The sequence below is a fragment of the Streptomyces sp. NPDC032940 genome, from assembly GCF_040636935.1.
Lineage (GTDB): Bacteria > Actinomycetota > Actinomycetes > Streptomycetales > Streptomycetaceae > Streptomyces.
On the sequence record NZ_JBEZVJ010000006.1, the window covers coordinates 142,660 to 158,022 of the forward strand.

The window sequence follows — 15,363 nt, forward strand, 5'->3', positions numbered from 1 at the left end:
CGCGGAGCGGCGGCCCGGGCCCAGGGGCCTACGGCCCGGCATGCACCTGGCAGGCCCACAGGCTCGGTGTGACGGGGTACAGGTCCCGCAGGGCGCGCACGGCCGTGTGCAGGGCGCCGGCCGTCCGGGACACGTCCAGCGCGCCGTCCCCGGTGTGCAGCTCCTCGTACACGCCCCGCGCCACCTCGGCGCCGATGGCGTCCACGACGTGCCACAGCGAGCCCACGACGTGCGGGAAGCCCGCCATCTGCAGGGCGCTGACGATGTGGACGGCCTCGTCGGCGAGGTCCGGGCTGCTGCGCAGGGTGCCGCAGGCGGAGAGGTACGCCAGCCGGGCGGACGGCAGCCGGAGCCGGGCGAGGTCCCGGACGGTCAGCGGACGCCCGGTGTGGTCGTGGAGCACCAGCCGGCTCTCGGACGGCCGTTCCAGGTCGCTCAGGGCGTGGCAGGCGAAGTGCGCGTGGGCGTGGCGGGGCAGGGCCGAGACGACCGCGGCGTGCGTGGCGGCGGCGTCCGCCAGCACGGCGGCGCCCGGCAGCAGTCCCGCCAGGTGCTCCGACTCGCGGCGCGCGCCGGGCAGCGGGGCGGCGCCCGCGGCCCGGGCGACGCCGACCACGAGCGTCGTGCCGCCCGTGGTCCGCGCGACCCGCTGCCGGGCGTGGTGCAGGGCCCGCAGCGTCGGCGTGTACGAGGACGTCACCCGGTCGAGAGCCCCGGGCCCGCCGTCGGCGGGGGCCGCCGCGTGCACCGGCAGCGTGCCCAGGGCGCCGCCGGGCGACCACCACACGCGCGGCCACGGACCGGCGGGCCGGGCCGGCAGGCCCAGGTGGTCCAGGACCGGGCCGGTGACCGTCCGCCACAGCCAGTCGAGGGCGTCCCGGACGGTCTGCTGGGCGCGCAGCGCGTGCCTGGGAGCGGTTCCGGGCGCCTCGATGCGCACGAGCGCCTCCTCGAATGCCTCCCGGTGTTCCGCCGTCGTCCGCGGATCGAGACCGGGCAGCGGCACGGCGTCGACGGAACGCCCGGTGACGACCAGGGCGTCGCTGCCGTGCGGGGAGACGTTGACCAGGACCACCGGGCCCGCCGCGGCCGTCGCCCGCAGCTCGCTCTCGTCCCACTCCCGCACCGGGCGCAGCAGACCGAGGCCGGGGTGTTCGGCACGGATGCGGCGGGTGAGGTCGCGCCACTCGGCGGCCAGCCGCTGACGCCGGTCGGCCCGCGCCTGATCGGCGCGGGCCGGGTGTGCCGCGCCGCCCGGGAGCCGGTCCGCCGGCTCCTCGCCCAGCTGCTCGCGGGTCTCGGTCGCCGTGTCGAGGGCCGCCCGCAGCTCCTCGAACCGCTCGGCGAGCGCGGGCGCCGCCTCCCGGAGCCGCGTGAGGTCGCTGTCCGCGTCGAAGGCGTGGGACAGCAGGACGCCCCTGGCCTGCTCCAGGAGACCCACCGCGAGACCCGGCCGGCCGCAGCGCACCGCGCAGGCTGCGGCGGAGGCACCCAGCCCCACGGTCCGCCCGAGCAGCAACTCCTGGTCGTCGCGCAGCAGATGGCGCGGCGCCACGGAGTGCAGCAGGTCGACCGCCCGCACATAGCCGTCCAGGGCACGGTCCCAGACGCCGAGCCCGGCCCAGAGGTCGCCGCAGGCCCGCGCGGCGTTCAGCCGCTCGGAGGGCGGGCACTGCTGCTCCAGGGCGGCCGTCCGGAACACCTCGGCCGCCTCCGCCACCTCGGCGTCGCGGCCCCGGCCGGAGCTGCGGTCCCGCAGGACGACGCCCAGGTTCGTCAGCCGCATCGCCCGCCGCGCGTGCCCGGGCGGGGTGACCTCGACCGCCCGGCGCAGCAGGGCGACCGCCTCGGCCCGGACACCGGGCGACACCAGGGAACCGAGGCCCGACAGCCGGGATTCGGCGGCCACCGTCAGGGCGGCGGGCAGCTCCGGCGAGTCCGGGGGCAGCGCCGCGACGACCGCGTCGGCCAGCCGGCGTGCCTCGCGGGCGTCACCGCGCCGCCACGCCCGCTCGCAGCGGGCCATCAGGGCGATGGCCAGGTTGTGGCGCCGGCGCGGCAGACGAGGGTCGTCCTCGGGCGTCAGCGCGAGCGCCCGGCGGAGGAACCCGACGGCTTCGTCGAGCCGGGCCACCGGGTCGGGGGCACGCTCGGCACCCGTCATCAGGCCGATCCCCGTGGAGCCGAGCAGCGTCGCGCGGTGCGCGCGGCCGAGCCCGGGCAGCCGCGCGGCACGGCGGCGGCACTCCTGGGCCTCGCGCAGGTCCTCGCCGTCACCCGACAGGTTGTGGCGCAGGCCCAGCGCCATCCCGAGGTTCAGCAGCCGCACGCCGAGCACCTCGTGCCCGTCCGGGGTGAGCGCGACGCCCTGCCGCAGGGCCTCGATCGCCTCGTTCAACTCGGCCGGGCTGCCGCTGTGTTCGTAGCTGTCGCTGAGCACCAGGCCGAGATCGCAGAGCGTCACGGGCCGCTCCGGGTGTCCCGGCGGCAGCAGCGACTCGGCCCGACGCAGCAGGGCGAGGGCCTCGGCGAGGTCCGCCCGGTTGCCGTCGGGGTCGAGCAGATACCGGGCGTGCAGGGCCATCGCGGGCGCGAGCAGCCGGGCCGCGTCGCGGGGCGTCTCCCGCACGGACACGGCCGCGACGGCGGACAGATGCGCGACCGCCGCGTCCAGGTCGGCGGGGTCGCCGGTCAGCGCGTAGCGGGCCCGCAGCGCGTTGCCCAGCGCGGCGCGCACGCCGACGCGCTGCTCCGGGTCCGTCGCCGCCTCCAGGGCCCCGGTGAACACCGCGACCGCCTCGTGCAGATCGTGCGTCCGGCCGGCGCGCTGGTGGCGCAGGACGAGCGCGAGACCGAGGTTGAGGCCCGCCGCGGCCGGGCCCTTCGGGTCGCCGGGAGCCGCCCGGCGGAACAGGTCCACCACCTCGTCGCACTCCTCGACGGTGCCGCCGTCCCGGTGCCGCAGCGCGAGCAGCGTGGCCCCCAGGGTGCTCAGACAGTGCGCCAGATGCGGGCTGCCGACGGGGAGCTGGGCCAGCACGTCGCGCGCGATGGCGGCCGCGTCGTACAGGTCCTCCGGGTCGTGCCCCGTCCGGTAGCGGTCCAGCAGCTGGACGCCCAGGTTGCTCAGCGTCGCGAGCCGGTCGGGGGAGCGGCCGGGCAGCGCCTTGAGCGTGCGGTGGACGAGCACGAGTTCGGTGTCCGCGTCCGGTTCCCCCTCCTGCCGCTCGCCGAGGGACGACGCGCGGGTCAGGTCGGCGATCCGGCTGCCGTACGCGGGGTCGTCCTCCGCCGTGGCGAGGACGGCGAGCCTGCCCGCGGCGAGGGCGGTGGCGAGCAGCACCTCGCGGCTCGCCACCGAGGCGCCCATCCGCTCGGCCAGCGCGTACAGGCGCAGGTCGTCCTCCGTGGCGCCGGGCGGCGGCCGGCGCCCCTCGGCCGCGATCAGGGACACCATGCACTGCGCCGACCACTCGGCGACTCCGTCGGCGTTCGCCGGGTCGGGGCGGTCCGCGGGGCCGGTGGCGGCGAAGCCGTCCGCCAACTGCGGTGGCACGAGCCGGGGATCGGCCACCCACACCGGGAAGAGCAGCGTTCCCGCCATGGCTCCGTGCACGGCGCCCTCGAGGCCGGAGGCCGCCGACGCGCGGGCGACGCACAGCCACCCGGCCACGTGCCGGGCCTCCAGATCGGTACGGGGGTCCACGGCCCGCAGCAGCGCCCGCAACTCGCCGTCCGCGTCCGGGCCGAACACCACGTCCGGGTCCACGCCCGCGTCGGCGGTGCCGGCCCGCGCGAGGCGTGCGCGGACGGCCCGTAAAAGGGCGCCCCGGTCGTCCCTCATCCCGTCGTCCCCCTCCAGTCGGTCTCCGGCGGCCCTGCGACCCCCACTCCACCGTGCCCCTTCTGAGGCACACTGGGACCATGACGGTATAGCCCGGCGTTCCCGAACTCGTGCACCGGCAGGCGGCGTTGTGCGCCCTGCTCGGCTCCCGGGAGGAGATGCGGCTGCCCGGCGTCGGGGAGGCGGCCGAGCGTGCGCGGGACCTGCTGCGCGCGGGTGCGGGCGCCGAGGAGCTCGCCGCCTGTTTCGACGCCCTCGACCACGCCCTGCGCCGGGCCGGGTACGCGGGCGGGCTCCTCGTCGCCTCCCGCGGCGTCGGCGTGCCCGGCGTGACCCCGCACCTCAAGGTGGCCGTGTGCCCCGGGTCCGCGCGCTGCAGCCGTTCGGAGCGGGTCCGCGACCTGCTGCCCGCGCCGCACTGCGCCCTCCACGACGCCCGCATGCTCAAGGCGCGCCTGCGCCCCGACCGGTGACCGCGCCCGGACCGCCGGCCCGATGAACCCCCTCCTCGCCACCCTGGGCGGCAAACTCACCGAGCGCTGGCTGAACCTGCTGGTGCTGCCCGGCGCCCTCTTCCTCGCCGTCGCGGCCGTCGCCGGCCGTCTCGGCCACCGGCACTGGCACGACGTCGACCGGCTGCGCGGCACGCTGGACGACCTCGCCGCGCGTCCGGCTCTCGACCGGACCGGCACCGCCGCGCTCCTGGTCGCGTTCGTCCTGCTCACCGCCGCCGCGGCGGCGCTCGCCGCGCAGTTCCTCGGCGGCGCGGTCGAGCGGTGGTGGCTGCGCCCCGGCCGCGACCCGCTCTCGCGCGCCCTCACCGCCGGGCGACGGCGCCGGTGGGCGCGCAGGGACGCCGCGCTGGAGGAGGCGGTGGCCGCGACCGCCCCGGCCGGCGGGGGAGCGGACGGCGTGCTGACCGTCCCCGCGGCCGTGTGGGCCCGCATCCAGGACCTCACCGAGGCCCGCGACCGCATCGCGCCGCGCGCGCCGGTGCGGCCCTGCTGGTACGGGGACCGCATGCAGGCGGTGGCCGACCGCGTCGGGGACGCCTACGGCGCCGACCTCGCGGCGCTGTGGCCCCGGCTGTGGCTGATCCTCCCCGAACCCGCCGTACGGCAGATCCAGTCGTCCCGCGACTCCTTCGGCGCCGCCGGCCGGCTCGCGGCCTGGGCCGCGGGATACGCCCTGGTCGCCTGCTGGTGGTGGCCGGCCGCGCTGCCCGCCGTCGCCTGCGCCGCCGTGGCGCGGGCCCGGGCCCGGGCGGCGCTGGAAGCGCTGGCGGAACTGGTCGAGGCCGCCGTCGACGTCCACGGCAGGGAACTGGCCGCCCGGGTCGGCCTGATGGCCCCGGACGAGACCGGGCCGCTGACGGCCGGCGCGGGCGACCGGATGTCGGAGCTCTTCCGGAAGGCCGGCTGAGAGCCGGGGCGTACCCCGCCGGCCCGCCGGATCACTCCAGACCGAGGACGTCCATCGTGTGCTCGGCCATGCGGCGCTCGCCCAGGGCGTTGGGGTGGACGGGGACCAGGTTCGTGCCGAACAGGAGCGGTTCGATCCACCGGGTGCCGGCCGCCTTGCAGGCGTCGTGCCCGTCGGAGGCCTGCGCGAAGTCCACGTAGGTGACACCGGTCTCCGCGGCGGCGCGCTCGACGACCGCGTTGAGGTGGGCCTGGATGCTCCGCAGGTAGGGCACGTCACCTGACGCGATCGGCAGCTTGAGGAAGCAGGACGGGTCGGCGGTGGCCGGTACGATCCACGGGTAGCCCAGCGCGGCCACCCGGGCGCCGGGCGCCTTGGCGCGGACCGTGCGCAGCGCCTCCTTGAGCGCGGGGTACGTGTTCGCCTCGATCTGGTCGTCGAAGGACGTGCCGTGCATGTCCTTGCAGGGACTGCCCTTGCCGCCGCTGAGCAGCCCCGCGGTGCCGCAGGCCGTCACCGCGTTGATGAACGTGCCGTTGTCGTTGCCGCCGATGGTCAGCGTGACCAGGTCCGTGTCCGCGCCGAGCGCGTCCACCTGGGGGGCGACCCCCGGGTACTGGGACTGCGTGAAGTGCTTCGTCTCGGCGGCTCCGCACGTCACGTCGTCGAGGCGGGCGCCCGTCCTGGAGGCGATGACATGCGGGTAGTCGGCCGTGGAGCGCAGGCACAAGAGGTTCGTCGGATCCACGGGCAGGACGCCGGAGCCGGCGCTGTAACTGTCGCCGAGGGCGACGTAGTCGAGGGACGGCGTCGTGTCGGCGGCGGCCGCGGTGACACTGAGGGCCAGCGTGCCGACCGCGGCTGCGGTCGCGGTCATGACACGGCGCACGGCATGCTTCGGCATGGGCTGTCCATCCTCGGGCAACGGGCACGCGAGAGCGGGCACGGAGGTGTCCGCGCGGGCGTGCTGATCGGTGGGACCGGTGAGAGTGCGGCGGCTCGGACGAAGGGACGGGGCGGCGGCCGCGCCGTGGGCGAGAACGCGCACGCCGACGACCGCGGAGCACCGAACGCGTGTTACCAATCGGTTCTACCGTTAAGTAATGTGCCCGCGGTCTCATGAACACGTCAATGTTGTTGACTGAACTTCTTGCAAGGGGCGCTCCGCTCCTCCCGCCAGGCCCCCCGAGAGCGGCCTCGCCGACGCCCCGCACCGCGCGAGCCGTGCCGCCGGACCGCGCCCGAGGCGGGGCCGGGCTGTTCTAAAGTGGCCTCCACCAGTGCAGACGACTGCGGATCAGTGAGGTAGTCACCAACCATGCCGACCGAAACGTTTGAGTTCCAGGTAGAGGCGCGTCAGCTGCTCCAGCTGATGATCCACTCGGTCTACTCGAACAAGGACGTCTTCCTGCGCGAGCTCGTCTCCAACGCCTCCGACGCGCTGGACAAGCTGCGCCTGGCCGCCCTGCGGGACGACACGCTCGACGCCGACGTGACGGACCTGCACATCGAACTCGAGACCGACGCTGAGGCCCGTACCCTCACCGTGCGCGACAACGGCATCGGGATGTCGTACGACGAGGTCACGCGGCTCATCGGCACCATCGCCAACTCGGGCACCGCCGCCTTCCTGAAGGAGCTGCGCGAGGCCCAGGACGGCGACAAGGCCGAGGGACTCATCGGCCAGTTCGGCGTCGGCTTCTACTCGGCCTTCATGGTGGCCGACGAGGTCACCCTCGTGACCCGCCGCGCCGGCGAGACCCAGGGCACCCGCTGGACCTCGCGCGGCGAGGGCACGTACACCCTGGAGACGGTCGACGAGGCACCGCAGGGGACCGCCGTCACCCTCCGCCTCAAGCCGGCGGACACCGAGAACCAGCTCCACGACTACACCTCCGCCTGGAAGGTGAAGGAGATCGTCAAGCGGTACTCGGACTTCATCACCTGGCCCGTCCGCCTCGTCGGGCAGGCCGGTGACGACGGCGAGCCCGGCGAGGCCGAGACGCTCAACTCGATGAAGGCCCTGTGGGCCCGCCCGCGCGACGAGGTCTCCGACGACGAGTACCACGAGCTGTACAAGCACCTCAGCCACGACTGGCGCGAGCCGCTGGAGACGATCCGCTTCCAGGCGGAGGGCACCTTCGAGTACCAGGCCCTGCTCTTCGTCCCCTCCCACGCCCCGCACGACCTGTTCACCCAGGGACAGCGGCGCGGCATGCAGCTCTACGTCAAGCGCGTCTTCATCATGGACGACTGCGAGGAACTCCTCCCGCCCTACCTGCGCTTCGTCAAGGGCGTCGTCGACGCGGCGGACCTCTCGCTCAACGTCTCACGCGAGATCCTCCAGCAGGACCGGCACATCCGCATGATCCAGCGCCGCCTCGCCAAGAAGGTGCTGTCGACGGTCAAGGACCTGATGACGTCCGCCCCGGACCGCTACGCCACGCTGTGGCGGGAGTTCGGCGCCGTCCTCAAGGAAGGCCTGATCACCGACTCGGAGAACCGCGACGCCATCCTCGCCGTCTCCTCGTTCGCGAGCACGCACGACGCCGACACGCCGGTCACGCTGAAGCAGTACGTGGAGCGGATGAAGGACGGTCAGGACACCGTCTGGTTCATGACGGGCGAGTCCCGGCAGGCCATGGAGGCCTCCCCGCACATGGAGGCCTTCCGGGCCAAGGGCGTCGAGGTCCTGCTGCTCACCGACCCGGTCGACGAGGTGTGGACCGACGCGGTGGGGGAGTACGAGGGCAGGCGGCTGCGGTCGGTGACCAAGGGCGACGTCGACCTCGACGGCGAGGGGGACGAGCAGGCCGACGCCGAGAAGGACCGGCGGAGCGAGGAGTACGCCGGGCTGCTCGGCTGGATGACGGAGCACCTGGGCGAGGACGTCAAGGAGGTCCGCCTCTCCTCCCGCCTCACCGTCTCCCCGGCCTGTGTCGTCTCCGACGCCGACGACCTCACGCCCGCGCTGGAGAACATGTACCGGGCCATGGGCCAGGAGGTCCCCCGTGCCAAGCGCATCCTCGAACTCAACCCGGAACACCAGCTGGTGAAGGCCCTGAACCGGGCCTGGACCGAGCGCGAGGACCGTACCGAGGTCACCGAGACCGCCGAACTCCTCCACACCCTCGCGGTGCTCGCCGAGGGCGGCAGGCCGCAGGACCCTGCCCGGTTCGTCAAGCTCATGGCGGACCGCCTGGAGCGCACCCTGTAGGCCCGGCGGCGGGCGGAACGGCCGGCCGGGGGGCGGACCCCGCGGCCGGCGCCGCCCTCAGCCGCCGTACTCGATCGCCACTCCGCCGACGCCGGTCGTGAGCGGGCCGCTGCACCTGGCGGCGGTCGAGCTGGTCCCGCCGGGCGTCACGTACATCCAGTTCGAGTAGCTGTCGACGGACCAGCCGCAGATGGCACGCACCGAGAACGCGTGCGTCTGCGTCCCGGGGTTGTAGCACTCGCCGTGGCCCCAGTCGCCGGCGATCCAGGTGTGGCACTGCAGCACATTGCCCTCGGCGGCCGCGGGCGCGGCGGTCACGAGACCGACTCCTCCCGTCAGAGCGATCGCGGCCCCTGAGGTGACGAGCGCGCGCTTCCACAGAGCCTTCATGTCATGTCCTTCCGTCGACCGGCGTTGCGCCCAGTCAAGCCCGCGGGCACGCCGCCGGGTACCTGTGACATACCAGGGGGGCACGCCGTGTTCCGCCCGGCGGGTGGTGCACGGGCCGCGGGACGGAGCTGAGAGGGTGGGCACATGCGTCTGTACGAAGAACGTCTCGGCGTCCCGAGAACCGCCTTCTGGCTCGCCGGCCTGCTGAGCGTGATGGCCGCCGTCGCCCTGCTGCCCTTCGGGCCCGTGGCTGCCGTCACCGGACTGCTGGTCGTGGCCGCGCTCACCGCACTGGGGCTGCGCGCCTACGGTTCCGCCGCCATCGTGGTGACGGACCGGCACCTGACGGCCGGACAGCTGCGGTTCCCGCTGACCGCCCTCGGCCTCGCGGAGATCCTCGACGCCGAAGAGGCGTTCCTGTGGCGTACCCGGCGGGCCGACGTCCGCGCCAAGATGCTGCTGCGCAGCCACATCCCGACCGCGCTGCGCGTCGAGATCAGCGACCCGGACCACCCGGCGCCCTACGTGTACCTGTCCACCAGGCAGCCGACCACCCTCCTCGCCGTGCTGGCCTTCGCCCGCCGCTGACCGGGGACCGGGCCACCGGGTGGAGCCGGCGGGTGCTCAGGGGATCTTCACCCAGTCGAGGGTGCGTTCCACGGCCTTCTTCCAGCCGGCGTAGCCCTCCGCGCGCTGCTCGTCGGTCCAGCGGGGCTCCCAGCGCCTGGACTCGTGCCAGTGCGTGCGCAGTTCGTCGGTGTCCCGCCAGAACCCGGTGGCCAGTCCCGCCGCGTAGGCGGCGCCCAGCGCGGTGGTCTCGGCGACGACGGGCCGGCTGACCGGTACGCCGAGGACGTCGGACTGGATCTGCATGCAGAGGTCGTTGGCCGTCACCCCGCCGTCGACCTTGAGCACGTCCAGATGCACCCCGGAGTCCTGCTCCATGGCCTCCACGACGTCACGGCTCTGGTAGCAGATGGCCTCCAGGGTGGCCCGCGCCAGGTGCGCGTTGTCGTTGTACCGGGCGAGACCGACGATCGCCCCGCGGGCGTCGGAACGCCAGTACGGCGCGAAGAGACCGGAGAAGGCCGGGACGAAGTACATGCCGCCGTTGTCCTCGACGGTGCGGGCGAGGTCCTCGCTCTCGGCGGCCGTCTTGATGATCTTCATCTGGTCGCGCAGCCACTGCACGGCGGAGCCGGTCACCGCGATGGAGCCCTCGAGCGCGTACACGACCGGGTCGTCGCCGAACCGGTAGGCCACCGTGGTGAGCAGACCGTGCTGCGAACGGACCAGCTCCGTCCCGGTGTTGAGCACCAGGAAGTTGCCCGTGCCGTAGGTGTTCTTGGCCTCGCCGGGGCGGAAGCACACCTGCCCGACCGTGGCCGCCTGCTGGTCGCCGAGGACCCCGCCGATCGGGATGGGGGCGCGCAGCGGCCGGGTCGTCCGGGTCACCCCGTACGCGTCGGGGTGCGAGGAGGCGTTGATGGACGGCAGCATCGACCGGGGGATGCCGAAGAAGCCCAGCAGTTCGTCGTCCCAGTCGAGCGTCTCCAGGTTCATCAGCATCGTGCGGCTGGCGTTGGTCACGTCGGTGGCGTGGATGCCGCCGTCGGGACCGCCCGTCAGGTTCCACAGGACCCACGCGTCGGTGTTGCCGAACAGGGCGTGGCCCGCTTCCGCGGCCTCGCGCACGCCGTCGACGTTCTCCAGGATCCACTGGATCTTGCCGGCCGAGAAGTACGTCGCCGGGGGCAGTCCGGCCTTGCGCCGGATGACGTCGCCCTGGCCCGAGCGTTCCAGGTTCGCCGCGATCGCGTCGGTGCGGGTGTCCTGCCACACGATGGCGTTGTAGTAGGGGCGGCCGTTGCGGGGGTCCCAGACCACCGTGGTCTCCCGCTGGTTGGTGATGCCGATCGCCTGCAGGTCGGTCGCCGTGAGACCGCCGTAGCGCAGGGCGTTCTGCATCACCGAGTTGGTGCGCTCCCAGATCTCCACCGGGTCGTGCTCCACCCAGCCGGAACGCGGGAGGATCTGCTCGTGCTCCAGCTGATGCTTCGCCACCTCGTTGCCGCCGTGGTCGAAGATCATGAATCGGGTGCTGGTGGTGCCCTGGTCCACCGCGCCGATGAAGTCCGCCATGATTCCTGCCTCTCCAGCCGGTGTGGTCAGTCCGCGGGTGCCGGGACGCGTCCCGGGGGCTCGGGTTCGGCGGAGGGCAGGAAGCGGCCGACGAACACCTTGTACAGGCCCGCACCCAGCACGCCGCCGATCAGCGGCCCGACGATCGGCACCCAGAAGTAGAAGTTGCCGTACTGGTCCCGCCAGGCTCCGCCGTAGCCGGTGATGAAGCTGGCCAGCCGGGGGCCGAAGTCGCGGGCCGGGTTGATGGCGTAACCCGCGTTGGTGCCGAAGGCCATGCCGATCGCGACCACGACCAGGCCGATGATGAAGGGGGCCAGGTTCGCCTGCGGCGGTGAGTTCAGCAGGTCGGTGAGCGCCATGATCAGCAGCAGCAGGATGGCGGTGCCGATGACCTGGTCCCGGAAGGCACCCCACTCGTGGACCGGGAGCGCGGTGTTCCCGTTGGCCGGGAGGGTGGAGAACACGAACTGCGTCTTGAGGGTGTGCCCGGGGTCGGCCTTCGCCAGCGCCTCGGTGTAGTTCCAGCGGACCAGCAGCGCCGCCACGAAGGCACCGGCCGTCTGGGCCAGCGCGTAGGGCACCACCTTGCGCCACGAGAACCCCTTGAACACGGCGAGCGCGAGAGTCACCGCGGGGTTGAGGTGGGCACCGCTGAGCCTCGCCGCCACGTACACGCCGAGGGTGACGGCAAGACCCCATGCCCAGGAGATGCTGTCGTGGTCGCCGAGACCGCCGGGCGGGTCCGTGAGGGCCCCGCCCGCGACCACCTGGGCGACCACGCCGCAGCCGAAGAGGATGAGGATCATCGTGCCGGCGAACTCGGCCGACAGTTCACCGATCAGTGAGGACCGTTTGCTGCGCTCAGCCATGACTGCTCGCCTTCCGCCGGGTGGACCGGTCGTCGATCGTCCGAGCGACGTCTGCCACGCTAGGACCGGTCGAGGGCGAGCGCATGTCCGGACCGACGGCGGCCGGTCCGGGCCGTGGGACGCCGACTCCGCCTCCCGGTACGGCACTTCGGGGATCGGGCCCGTCGGCCCGGCGCACGGACGGAGGCTCACGCGCACTGCTCCGTACGGGTTCCGACGCCGTCCGGCGATCGAGGGCAACCTTGTGAGGGAGTGGTGAGTCTTCTGAGCGATCACACCGTGATCGGACCCACGAGGAGACCATCATCAGCGCCATACGCAAGACCCTGACCGCCACCGCCGTCGTCGGTGCCGTCCTCGCGGGCTCCGCCGCCTGCGGCACGGTGGAGCAGCTCTCCGCCGGCCAGAAGCTCGACCAGGCGTTCGAGGAGCTCGGCCGGCAGAAGACGCTCTCTTTCGAGCTCGACCTGGACACCGACACCGCGTCACTGGAGGCGCTCGACGCCGCGTCCGACCCCGCACCCGGCGAGGAGATCCCCGCCGAGGCCGCCGAGCTGATCAGCGACGCGAAGATCACGGTGACGGTGGCGTCGAGGAAGCCGCTCGCGGAGTCCGGCGAGAAGGACCTCGTCGGCACGGCCCTGAAGATCGGCCACCCCGACGGCGACCTCGTCGAGTACCGGCTGATCGGCGACTACGCCTATGTCCGTGCCGACGTCGACACCATCGGCCGGATGATGGGCAGTCCCCTGCCGGCCGCCCAGGACCTCCCCCCGGAGGCCGGGGCCGTGGGCGACGTCCTCGAGGGCAAGTGGGTCAAGTTCAGCGCGAAGGAGATGCAGGAGGCCACAGCGGAGGGCCAGGGCGACGAGGCCGCCCCCGCGCCCGCTCCGAGCCTGGACGCCAAGACGCAGAAGAAGCTCATGGGCGCCCTGCGCGGGGTCGTCGCCCGTGAGGTGGAGTTCAAGACGGCCGACGGCGACGACGGCACCGAGCACGTCACCGCCACGGCGCCCTTCCGCACCCTGCTCACCGAACTGCTCGGAGAGATCCGCCCACTGGCGAAGGACCTGCCTCCGGGCATGGAGCTGCCGACGGACAAGGACCTGAAGGACGCCCCCGACACCGACGTGACGGCGGACTTCACGCTCAAGAACGGCGAGTTGACCGAGGTGGACCTGGACCTCGCCGAACTGGCCGAGAACAGCGCGGTCAAGAAGCTGGGCCTGACGCTGCGGCTGAGCGACGGCACCGCGCCCACCGCGCCGGCCGGTGCCACCGAGCTGAACCCCGGGGAACTCATGGAGGGCTTCTTCGCCGGCCAGGCGATCGACGAGGAGGAGATCGACATGACCGGCCTCGACGACCCGGAGTTCGCGGAGGACGAGTTCTGACCGCCGCCGCCCCGGGGACCGTCATCGGCGGTTCCCGGGGCGGGCTCCCCGCGACCGGCCCCCGGTGCGGGCGGGTCGGGAGGGCGCGGCCCGCCGCCGCCCTCGATGTCGTCCGCGCAGGTCTGTCCCTCGTGGGACCGGTCATCGGGGATCCACCCCGGCGGTGACACCGAGCGGCTGGTCCCGACGTGTTCTCGACGCGCACAGCGACGCGGGCCTGTTCGTACCCGTGATCCGGGCGGGCCTCGGCCACCCCGTGGCCGCCTCGGTCCTCGTCGACGCCACGCTGCCCGCGCGCACCGGTACCACCCCCGTCGGCTCACCCCAGTTCCCGGAGTTCCTCCGCCCGACGACGGTGAACGGGACACTTCCACGCTGGACCGACTGGTGGGACGAGGCGGACATCGCCCCCATGTCCGCCGGCCCCGGAACGCGGCGCACGGTCGTCGAGGAGCAGCCCACCCTGCCGCTGTCCTGCTACGAGCAGCGGATCCCGGGCCCCGCGGGACGGGACGACCGTCCCTGTTCCTGCCTGCTGTTCGGCCCCCGAACGAGGAGGCCGCCGCCGGGGCACGCGAACGCGGCCGGCGGGTGGCCCACCTGTCCGGCGAGCACCTCCACCAGACCGTGGATCCCGCCGGCGCGGCCCGGCACCTCGTCGGACCGGCCGCCCCGGCCTCACCGGCGCCGGGCCCCGGCCCGCCGCCGCCCCCGCGGAGCCGGTGTGCGCTCCGCAGGGGCGGGACCGGGGCCGGATCAGCGGACCGTGGTGACCCGGTGCTCCTTCAGAGCCGCACAGTTGGAGCCGGTCACCTGCACGGACACACCGCCGATGCTGCCGCCCCAGTCCACGCAGTGGGCCTTGCCGTAGGCGTAGACCGGGCCCGCGTACGACGTGTACCGCCCGTAGTCCCCGTCCCCCTGGTCGGTGTCGGGGACGTACAGGTAGGCGGACATGTCCACGGCCGTGCCCACGGTGTTCCGGATGGTCACGACGCAGTTGTTGCCGTTGGCGGAGTTGTAGGTCAGGTAGACGGTCCCCCGGGAGCCGATGGGCGCGGAGTTGACGGTCTTGTAGCCGCTGCCGCAGACGGTCCCCGGAGTGACGCTCGCCGCGGCGGAAGCGGGTGCGGCCAGGGCGGTCGTGCCGCCGACGGCCGCCGCCAGCAGCGCGGCAGCGGCGAGCTTCGAGCGAGTTGAGATCATTTTTCCCCCTTGTGCGGACTTGGAGCCGGTTGGTGCTCCTGCCTGGTGTGACCCGTGACATACCGGAATGGTTGTGTCACTGCCGGGAGAAGATGTCCGACCGGGGACGACGTGCGAGGAAGACGAACTCCCGGCCCGGCCGGTCGGGCGCCTCGCGTACGTCGTCGACCACGAAGCCCCGCGCGACCAGATCGGCCTCGACCTCCTCGCGCTCACGGAAGCGCAGCGTCGAATCCGACGTCAGCACCTGCCCGTCCCGGGCGAAGACGTACGTCCAGCGGAACGTCACCAGCGGCAGGCTGACGTCGGTCACCTCGGCCCAGCTCTCGACCGCACCCGCCCCCGGGATGTCCGTCACGCCGTAGGAGTCCTGCCGGTTCCACTCCTCCCAGGCGCGCCGCGCCGGATCGCGGGTCTCGAACATCAGGTGCCCGCCCGGCCGCAGACACGCGTACGCCGTGCGCAGCGTCTCCCGCCACGTCCCCGGGTCCACGACCGCCTGCGCCACGTTCGCCGTCATGGTCGCCAGATCGACCTGGAGCGGCGGGAGCGCCGTCACGTCGCCGGGAACCCACCGCACCCGTTCGGCGCCGGGCTTGGCCCGGGCCACGTCGATCGACGCCCCGGCGGGGTCGACGCCGACGACGTCGATCCCGCGGCCGGCCAGAACCAGGGCGAACACACCCGTCCCGCAGCCGATGTCCAGCACGCGGCGCGCGCCGAGCTCCTCGGCCGCACGGAGGTACGCGTCGAGATCACGGCGATCGGGGTCGAGCGCGTCGTAGAGCGCGGCTAGCCGTGGATGCCGGAAACACTCGTCAGCCATGCGGCCGACGGTATGCCGCACCCGGCCCGCCGCTCCACCCCGTTCCGCGG

Annotated in this window: 12 protein-coding genes; 5 read left to right on the plus strand and 7 right to left on the minus strand. The window is 73.6% G+C overall.

The annotated features are described in order from the left end of the window. Positions 1–28: 28 nt before the first annotated feature. A complete protein-coding gene (locus tag AB0E77_RS10820; RefSeq protein WP_361568581.1) occupies positions 29–3,844 on the minus strand; it encodes a CHAT domain-containing protein in 3,816 nt (1,271 codons plus the stop codon). 110 nt (positions 3,845–3,954) lie between these two features. Between AB0E77_RS10820 and AB0E77_RS10825 the strand changes: the two genes are divergently transcribed. Together AB0E77_RS10825 and AB0E77_RS10830 are read left to right on the plus strand one after the other, a co-directional pair. Continuing rightward, positions 3,955–4,317: a hypothetical protein gene (locus tag AB0E77_RS10825; protein ID WP_361568584.1), complete on the plus strand. Its 363-nt coding sequence runs from the start codon at positions 3,955–3,957 to the stop codon at positions 4,315–4,317. Positions 4,318–4,339: 22 nt separating this feature from the next. Further along, the gene (locus AB0E77_RS10830; protein WP_361568587.1) at positions 4,340–5,266 is read left to right on the plus strand and encodes a hypothetical protein; all 927 of its coding nucleotides are present in this window, start codon (positions 4,340–4,342) and stop codon (positions 5,264–5,266) included. A gap of 31 nt (positions 5,267–5,297) precedes the next feature. On the opposite strand, the gene AB0E77_RS10835 is transcribed toward AB0E77_RS10830, so the two are convergent. After that, complete coding sequence (locus AB0E77_RS10835) at positions 5,298–6,170, minus strand: SGNH/GDSL hydrolase family protein (RefSeq protein WP_361568589.1); 873 nt, start codon at positions 6,168–6,170, stop codon at positions 5,298–5,300. Between the two features lie 414 nt (positions 6,171–6,584). On the opposite strand from AB0E77_RS10835, the gene htpG reads away from it, so the two are divergent. Next, complete coding sequence (gene htpG / locus AB0E77_RS10840) at positions 6,585–8,483, plus strand: molecular chaperone HtpG (protein WP_361568591.1); 1,899 nt, start codon at positions 6,585–6,587, stop codon at positions 8,481–8,483. Between the two features lie 57 nt (positions 8,484–8,540). Here htpG and AB0E77_RS10845 read toward each other — a convergent pair whose 3' ends face one another. Then, positions 8,541–8,873, minus strand: a complete 333-nt coding sequence (locus tag AB0E77_RS10845; RefSeq protein ID WP_361568594.1) for a hypothetical protein — start codon at positions 8,871–8,873, stop codon at positions 8,541–8,543. Positions 8,874–9,017: 144 nt separating this feature from the next. Between AB0E77_RS10845 and AB0E77_RS10850 the strand changes: the two genes are divergently transcribed. Further along, positions 9,018–9,461, plus strand: coding sequence for a DUF3093 domain-containing protein (locus AB0E77_RS10850; RefSeq protein ID WP_361568597.1), 444 nt, complete (start codon positions 9,018–9,020; stop codon positions 9,459–9,461). Between the two features lie 36 nt (positions 9,462–9,497). On the opposite strand, the gene glpK is transcribed toward AB0E77_RS10850, so the two are convergent. Together glpK and AB0E77_RS10860 are read right to left on the minus strand one after the other, a co-directional pair. Further along, entirely contained in the window at positions 9,498–11,015 is a 1,518-nt protein-coding gene (gene glpK / locus AB0E77_RS10855; protein ID WP_361568600.1) for a glycerol kinase GlpK, read from the minus strand. Between the two features lie 26 nt (positions 11,016–11,041). Further along, positions 11,042–11,887 (minus strand): MIP/aquaporin family protein, encoded by an 846-nt coding sequence (locus AB0E77_RS10860; protein WP_361568603.1) that lies wholly within the window; start codon positions 11,885–11,887, stop codon positions 11,042–11,044. 383 nt (positions 11,888–12,270) lie between these two features. Between AB0E77_RS10860 and AB0E77_RS10865 the strand changes: the two genes are divergently transcribed. Continuing rightward, positions 12,271–13,281 carry a hypothetical protein gene (locus AB0E77_RS10865; protein WP_361568605.1) on the plus strand — a complete coding sequence of 337 codons (1,011 nt, stop codon included), beginning with the start codon at positions 12,271–12,273 and terminating at the stop codon, positions 13,279–13,281. A gap of 756 nt (positions 13,282–14,037) precedes the next feature. Here AB0E77_RS10865 and AB0E77_RS10870 read toward each other — a convergent pair. Together AB0E77_RS10870 and AB0E77_RS10875 are read right to left on the minus strand one after the other, a co-directional pair. Continuing rightward, complete coding sequence (locus AB0E77_RS10870; RefSeq protein WP_361568607.1) at positions 14,038–14,487, minus strand: spore-associated protein; 450 nt, start codon at positions 14,485–14,487, stop codon at positions 14,038–14,040. A 76-nt stretch (positions 14,488–14,563) separates the two neighbouring features. Continuing rightward, entirely contained in the window at positions 14,564–15,313 is a 750-nt protein-coding gene (locus AB0E77_RS10875) for a class I SAM-dependent methyltransferase (RefSeq protein ID WP_361568608.1), read from the minus strand. Positions 15,314–15,363 lie beyond the last annotated feature (50 nt).

What these genes read in the sequence shown, in the direction of transcription:
- AB0E77_RS10830 (WP_361568587.1), top strand. Translation starts at nt 4,340, where the DNA reads ATGAACCCCCTCCTCGCCACCCTGGGCGGCAAACTCACCGAGCGCTGG.
- htpG (WP_361568591.1), top strand. Translation starts at nt 6,585, where the DNA reads ATGCCGACCGAAACGTTTGAGTTCCAGGTAGAGGCGCGTCAGCTGCTC.
- glpK (WP_361568600.1), bottom strand. Translation starts at nt 11,015, where the DNA reads ATGGCGGACTTCATCGGCGCGGTGGACCAGGGCACCACCAGCACCCGA.
- AB0E77_RS10850 (WP_361568597.1), top strand. Translation starts at nt 9,018, where the DNA reads ATGCGTCTGTACGAAGAACGTCTCGGCGTCCCGAGAACCGCCTTCTGG.
- AB0E77_RS10860 (WP_361568603.1), bottom strand. Translation starts at nt 11,887, where the DNA reads ATGGCTGAGCGCAGCAAACGGTCCTCACTGATCGGTGAACTGTCGGCC.
- AB0E77_RS10820 (WP_361568581.1), bottom strand. Translation starts at nt 3,844, where the DNA reads ATGAGGGACGACCGGGGCGCCCTTTTACGGGCCGTCCGCGCACGCCTC.
- AB0E77_RS10835 (WP_361568589.1), bottom strand. Translation starts at nt 6,170, where the DNA reads ATGCCGAAGCATGCCGTGCGCCGTGTCATGACCGCGACCGCAGCCGCG.
- AB0E77_RS10875 (WP_361568608.1), bottom strand. Translation starts at nt 15,313, where the DNA reads ATGGCTGACGAGTGTTTCCGGCATCCACGGCTAGCCGCGCTCTACGAC.
- AB0E77_RS10870 (WP_361568607.1), bottom strand. Translation starts at nt 14,487, where the DNA reads ATGATCTCAACTCGCTCGAAGCTCGCCGCTGCCGCGCTGCTGGCGGCG.
- AB0E77_RS10845 (WP_361568594.1), bottom strand. Translation starts at nt 8,873, where the DNA reads ATGAAGGCTCTGTGGAAGCGCGCGCTCGTCACCTCAGGGGCCGCGATC.